8 protein-coding genes are annotated in these 6,681 nt (G+C 48.8%); 6 read left to right on the top strand and 2 right to left on the bottom strand.

The window, feature by feature from the left end; translation table 11 throughout:
• The 5 genes from AC14M5_RS12675 to pyrB form a co-directional block, all read left to right on the top strand.
• On the top strand, positions 1-621 hold a 621-nt coding region (locus AC14M5_RS12675; RefSeq protein ID WP_484030037.1), incomplete at its 5' end, for a deoxynucleoside kinase.
• Between the two features lie 115 nt (positions 622-736).
• Positions 737-1,759 carry a hypothetical protein gene (locus AC14M5_RS12670; protein ID WP_484030036.1) on the top strand — a complete coding sequence of 341 codons (1,023 nt, stop codon included), beginning with the start codon at positions 737-739 and terminating at the stop codon, positions 1,757-1,759.
• A gap of 143 nt (positions 1,760-1,902) precedes the next feature.
• Positions 1,903-2,964 (top strand): DMT family transporter, encoded by a 1,062-nt coding sequence (locus AC14M5_RS12665; RefSeq protein ID WP_484030035.1) that lies wholly within the window; start codon positions 1,903-1,905, stop codon positions 2,962-2,964.
• 1 nt (position 2,965) lies between these two features.
• Positions 2,966-3,427, top strand: coding sequence for an NUDIX hydrolase (locus AC14M5_RS12660; RefSeq protein ID WP_484030034.1), 462 nt, complete (start codon positions 2,966-2,968; stop codon positions 3,425-3,427).
• 120 nt (positions 3,428-3,547) lie between these two features.
• A complete protein-coding gene (gene pyrB / locus AC14M5_RS12655; RefSeq protein WP_484030033.1) occupies positions 3,548-4,528 on the top strand; it encodes an aspartate carbamoyltransferase in 981 nt (326 codons plus the stop codon).
• A 70-nt stretch (positions 4,529-4,598) separates the two neighbouring features.
• On the opposite strand, the gene AC14M5_RS12650 is transcribed toward pyrB, so the two are convergent.
• A complete protein-coding gene (locus AC14M5_RS12650; protein WP_484030032.1) occupies positions 4,599-5,264 on the bottom strand; it encodes a deoxynucleoside kinase in 666 nt (221 codons plus the stop codon).
• 161 nt (positions 5,265-5,425) lie between these two features.
• Positions 5,426-6,259 carry a DsbA family protein gene (locus AC14M5_RS12645; RefSeq protein ID WP_484030031.1) on the bottom strand — a complete coding sequence of 278 codons (834 nt, stop codon included), beginning with the start codon at positions 6,257-6,259 and terminating at the stop codon, positions 5,426-5,428.
• Positions 6,260-6,439: 180 nt separating this feature from the next.
• Between AC14M5_RS12645 and AC14M5_RS12640 the strand changes: the two genes are divergently transcribed.
• Positions 6,440-6,667: a hypothetical protein gene (locus tag AC14M5_RS12640; protein ID WP_484030030.1), complete on the top strand. Its 228-nt coding sequence runs from the start codon at positions 6,440-6,442 to the stop codon at positions 6,665-6,667.
• Positions 6,668-6,681: the final 14 nt, after the last annotated feature.

Here is a 6,681-nt window from a genome sequence, read left to right as displayed (position 1 = left end):
GTGATCGGCGTGGGAAAAACCACGCTTGCCCGCCTCCTGCAACCGACATTCGAAGCCGAAGTTCTGCTGGAAATATTTGAAGAGAATCCATTCCTCTCCGATTTTTACGCAGACCGCGCAAGATACGCCTTTCAAACCCAGATCTTTTTTTTGCTCAGCCGCTACCATCAACAGAATAACAACGTCCCAAAAATTCTCGCAGAGAATAAGAGCCTGCTCGCAGATTACACCTTTGCAAAAGATGCGCTCTTTGCGGGCATCAACCTGAAAGGCGATGAGTTGGACATGTATCACAAAGTACATGAAGCGCTCGGAGAAAAAATTCCCAAGCCAGACCTGCTTGTTTATTTACAAGCCAGCACCGATACGCTCATGAACCGCATCGCCTTCCGCGACAGGCCCTACGAAAGAAAGATGGAACGCGATTATATTAACGAACTTAATAACGCGTATGAAGATTTTTTTTCAAAGCCGTATGACCATACACCTGTACTAAAGATAAATACCAACGACCTGGATATCATCCGCAATACGGAGCATCTTCAGATGATAGAAAACCGCATCCGCCAGACCTTGAACCTGCCTCCGTTTCAAGCAAGTTTGCCATTAACTGATAAATAGTCGTCATTGCGAGGGCGGTGCACTTCCGCCCGAAGCAATCTCACTGATTGGGATGGAGATTGCTTCGCCGCGAAGAACAGAAGCGCGGCTCGCAATGACGACAATAGGAATAACTATGCGCGTCACCCGTGAATCACTCATCCGCATCGCCAAAGAAACCGCACAGGAGCGGGCTTATAACGACCACGATATTGTGGCCGCCTACCTGACGGGCTCCCTGCTGAACGTTGAACCCATGCTCGGTGGCACAGCCGATATTGACCTGGTCTTCGTCCACAATACCCTGCCAGCCAAGACCCGCGAATTTGTCAAACTGACGCCTGATTTCCACCTCGATATTAGCCGCCGCGCAAAGGATGAATTCAAGTCGCCGCGCGAACTGCGTGTTGACCCGTGGCTGGGTTATGAAATGTACGACCCGATGTTACTCTTTGAACGTGAAAAATTCTTCGACTTCGTGCAAGCCAGTCTACGGGCAGGTTTCGACTTCGAACAGCCTCCGCTCATGCTGCAACGCTGCCACAAAATGCTTTCGCATGGCCGCAGCATCTGGATGGATATTACAGACCTTGAGACACCCGCGGGTCCAAAGGAAGTTAGAAAATATATGAAGTCGCTTTTCCATGCCATTAACACTGTGGCAGAGTTAAGCGGGCCGCCCATTCAGGAACGCAGGCTGTTGCTTGAATTCCCTGCCCGCGCCGAAGCGGCGAAAAAGCAAGGCATGGTTGCTACTGTGTATGGGCTGATCGGCGCAAAAAATATTAACGCTGATAAAGTGAAAAGCTGGCTGGCAGATTGGAAATCGGCATTTACGGCGGCCAGTGAAAATAAAAAATCTGATTTACGCATCGATGGGATTCGGCTAAATTACTACGAGAAAGCCATCAAATTCATGCTGGAGGGTGAAACGCCTCTGGCCGCGCTCTGGCCTCTGCTACACACCTGGACTCTCTCTGCCGAGGTGCTCAAGGACGATCAACTTCAGTTCTGGCAAAATGCCTGCGGAGAATTAGGATTGCTTGGTGATGATTTCACAGAACGGGTGGTGGGACTCGATCATTTCATAGACGAGATCGAGATCACACTCGATGAAATCGCCACCGCCAACGGATTGGAAACGTCCACTGGAATATAGTTCAAACTTCCGAAGTCATTCAGGCTTCGGAAGTTTTTTATGAATAACTTACAGTTCATAGTGTCATGCTGAGAGCGCTTTATGCCCGAAGCATCTTGCATTTCAACAGTAGAGACCCTTCGCTCCGCTCAGGGAATCACAAAATGAAAATGAAATCACCCACCCTCCCATTTATTTTACAAGCCTTGCTCGCTGCGATATTTTTCGGGGCGAGTGCGCCGATTGCGAAATTATTACTAGGTGAGGATATCGCACCAATCTTTGTGGCCGCATTCCTCTACCTCGGCAGTGGAACTGGAATCTTTATCATCAGGTTGACTCAGAGATTGCAATTGAAAGAAGTGGAAGCCAAGATCAAATCCGATGATGTGAAATGGCTGGCGGGCGCGATCATTTCTGGTGGGATCGCCGCGCCGATCATTTTGATGATCAGCCTGCAAAACACGCCTGCATCTACAGCATCATTATTGTTGAATTTTGAAGGCGTGGGCACAACCTTGATCGCCCTGCTATTTTTCAAGGAAGCCATCAGCCGCCGCGCATGGACAGCGATCATCGTTATTACGCTGGCAAGCATTTTCCTCTCCACCAATTTCGAAAGCGGATTTGGTCTGTCCCTCGGCGCACTTGGCATACTCCTTGCTTGTATGCTCTGGGGTCTGGATAATAACTTCACGCGTAATATCTCAGGCAAAGACCCCCTGGTCATTGTGGCATGGAAAGGGTTGGTGGCAGGCACATTTTCATTCTTTCTGGCAATGTCCCTGGGTAATCCATTTCCATCGTTGACATCCATTCTCTACATATTGGCCTTGGGATTCGTCAGTTATGGGCTGAGTACCATGCTGTTCATCCGCTCGATGCGCGGACTGGGTGCAGCACGAACGAGCGCGTTGTATGGAACGGCTCCGCTGGCAGGTGTGATCCTGTCTATTTTCATCTTTGGGGAATTTCCATCGCTCTGGTTTATCATCGCCGCAATCTTGATGATCGGCGGCGCATTGCTGCTTATCAATGAGCAGCATTCACATTCGCATGTGCATACGGTTCTGTTCCATGAACATAGTCACAAACACAGTGACCTAGCGCACGCGCATGATATTGTTGACGGAGTCCATTCGCACGGGCACGAACATCCCGCCGAGGAACATGAGCATGACCACATGCCCGATATCCATCACAGGCATGGGCACGAGGAGAATTAACGTGACAGATCAATTCACTATTGGTGTTTTCGCAATTATTTTTGATGTACAAAAGCAGGTTTTGCTTGCTCACCGCCGCGACATGGATCTTTGGGATTTGCCAGGTGGCGGCATGAATCACGGCGAACTACCAAATGAAGCCGCAATCCGTGAGACAAAAGAGGAAACTGGCTTTGATGTGGCTATTGACCATCTGTTGTCTGTGTATGCCAAACCTGCGCCATGGGATAAAGACCTTGGCTTTGTTTTTCTCGGCCATGTTATTGGCGGCGAAACTACGCTCAGTGACGAATCAGATGATGTGCGTTTTTTCTCGCCAGATGAATTACCTGAAAACATTAGTCCACGCAAACGTGCAGTGATCGATGCTGCATTGCAAAATCTTTCACAGACAGCATTTGTACGAGTCAATTTGCCACACGCAAAAGAGTGGCTTGAAAGTAATAAGAAAGCATCAGAGTAGAAAATGTATCTCGAAACAGAACCAGCCTCACCCGTCGCAAGAAGCGAGTCTCTAGTCTCAAATCCCTAATCTCCAATCCTCTAATCACGAATTACCAATCCCCAAACCAAGGAGCAACAAATGCCAACCCAATCCCTCTCCCCCCACCTGCCATTTGGCGAGAATAAAAACGCCGAGTGGTATGGCAAGGATATTATTTCCGTCAAGCAGTTCAGCCGCACTGACCTGGAGTATGTGTTCGGCGTGGCACATGAGATGCGCGGCATGGTCGAGCGCGTCGGGACTTTCGATCTGTTGAAAGGAAAAATTCTGGCAAATCTTTTTTATGAGCCGTCCACACGTACATCGTCATCGTTCACTGCGGCGATGGAAAGACTCGGCGGTTCGGTGATCCCGATCAATGAGGTGAAATATTCGTCGGTGTCGAAGGGTGAGAGTTTGCCAGACACGATCCGCACGCTGGAATGTTATGCGGATGTGATCGTTCTGCGCCACCCTGAAACTGGCTCTGCAGCGATTGCGGCGAAGGCGGCACGGAAGCCTGTCATCAATGCGGGCGATGGCGTGGGCGAACACCCAACCCAGGCCTTGCTGGATACATTCACGATCATGGAAGAAATTGGGCGGCTCGACAACCTGAATGTGACTATGCTCGGCGATCTGAAGTATGGACGCACTGTCCATTCATTGGCGCGTTTGCTTTCCACATTCAGCGGCATCAAACTTAATTATGTTTCCCCTGAAATCTTGAGGATGCCAAAAGAAGTGATGGATGAAGTTGCAGAAAAGGGAATCCCGCAAAAAGAATTCAGCAAGCTCGAAGACGTTTTGCCCGAGACCGATGTGTTGTATGTAACGCGCGTGCAAAAGGAAAGATTTGAAGACCCCGCTGATTACGAAAAGGTGAAAAATTCCTTTGTGGTGGATACGGAGATCATGAAAGCCGCGAAGAAAGAAATGATCGTGATGCACCCCCTTCCGCGCGTGACCGAGATCAGCATGGATTTTGACGATGATCCGCGCGCAGCATATTTCCGTCAGATGGAATATGGGTTGTATGTGAGAATGGCGTTGTTGGCAATGGTATTGGGGAAGGCATAAGAGTTACAAGTTAAAAAGTTGAAAGGTTGGAACGTTCCAACCTTTCAACTTTAATACCTGCAACATGAGCTTAATCTTCCGCCGCTCTTGCCACTTCTTCGGGTTCAAAGACAACTTCTTCTTTGCCTGTTAATTTATCGTCTATTTTTGAAACAATCAACCGCAAGTGACCGGAATGGGCCACGTAATCCAGGTCATCGGCGGGGACAGCCAGCACGGGACAGAGGGTAAAATCCTCAATCCAGGATTCGTATAATTGATTGAGATTTTGCAAATATTCAGGTGTGATCTTGCGTTCGTAATCACGTCCGCGGGAGTTGATGCGGTGCATCAAGGTATCCACCGAGGCGCGCAGGTAGATCACAAGGTCAGGCGGAGGCAGGAATTGCACAGCAGTTTCATACAGCTCGCGATAAGTCTGGTAATCACGGCCTGTGATATTCCCCTGTTTAAATAAATTATGGGCAAAAATTTCCGCGTCTTCGTAAACACTGCGATCTTGCACCACGGAGTTGGGATGCTGCGCCAGGTTGAAATGGGAACGCAGGCGATGGGTCAGGAAGAAGACCTGAGAATGAAAGGCCCAGGCAGACATGTTCTGGTAAAAATCAACCAGGTAGGGGTTTTCTGTGACAGGCTCGTAGAACGGGTCCCAGCCCATCTGGTCACATAACATTTTTACAAGCGTGGATTTTCCTACACCGATATTCCCTGCGATGGCGACAAATTTTTTCATGGAACTCTCTCAAGAGGGATTTTTGTTTTATCCATCTTACCACCAAGTAATTTATGTGCGCGGAGTTTTAAGATTAACATTTTAAAATAGAAGGACGGGCTAATGAACCCGTCCAATTTGAATACGAATGTCCATCAGCAAGCTGATGGACTCCAGAGTTACTACGGAATTTCGCCAGCCAGTTCCTTGTCTATGATCTGCTGGAAGCTGGAAAGAGGCTGTGCGCCGACAATTGCCAGCCCGTTGACGAAAAATGTGGGCGTGGACTGTACGCCGAGGTTGAGTGAGAAATCCATATCGGCTTGAATAAAATCATCATGCTTGCCGCTGGAGAGGCAGGCGGTGAATTCTTCAACATTCAAACCGAGATCGCTGGCGTATTGAATATAGGTCTCTTCGCCCAGGGTTTCACTGCCGAACAATTTATCGTGATAATCCCAATAGGCGTTCTGATCGTTGGCACAGAGCGAAGCGATTGCAGAGGGCATCGCGTCCGGGTGAATGGAGGTAAGCGGAAGATTGCGATAGACGAAACGAATCTGATCGGGATATGCTTCGAGCAAAGGTCGATAAGTTTGCTCGAAGAAGCGGCGGCAATACGGGCATTGGAAGTCGCTGAACTCGACGATGGTAATCGGCGCATCCTGCGGGCCGTGGCTTGGAAATCCCTCCGTGGGAATATCATAGCGGACGTATTGCGGTTCGGCTGTTACGGGCGCTTCGGCAACCTGACCTGAGGGCTGCTGCGCGGCTGGCGTTTGCTCGGGTGAAGCTGTTACGACCCTTGTCCCACGTCCCCAAAGGACATAACCGACGAGAATACCAACTCCAAATGCGAGCACAACTAGTACCGAATAAAAGTGACTGCGTTTGAAAGTGACGAACTCTTCTGCGTCTGGCATATCCTGCTCTTCTTCAGTAATGAGCGGAATGGGTTCTATTTCAACGGGAGCAAGTCTTTTAGTTTTTGTGGTTTTTGTAGTTTTTGTAGGCATGGACAAAATTATAGCCCTTCTATCAAATTTGTGGAGAGGGATTTTGGTAGATGATGTAGGTCAAATTGGCAATTTGACCTACGGTTGGCGGCGCATCACGGCAAATCTCAGAGGAGCATTTGGTTTTGATGGCTTGCATCATTTCACTAAAAACATCGTATATCAAAATTGGAGGTTCTTATGACTACTCAAACCAAAAAACATATCCCCTGGTATTTGTGGCCCTTTGCGGCGTTGTGGAAATTACTTGCGGTCATCGTAGAACTGACGGGCCGATTTGTGGCAATGGTGCTTGGCATTGTGTTCATCATTGTCGGCGTCATCGTCAGCTTGACGATTGTTGGCGCAATCGTGGGCGTGCCGCTCGCGATTATCGGCCTGCTTCTATTTCTACGTGGGATATTTTAACGAATTTCAGATCG

This window comes from Candidatus Villigracilis sp. (genome assembly GCF_057083605.1).
Note: the sequence above shows the minus strand (reverse complement) of the source record. Positions and strands in the feature narration are given on the sequence as shown.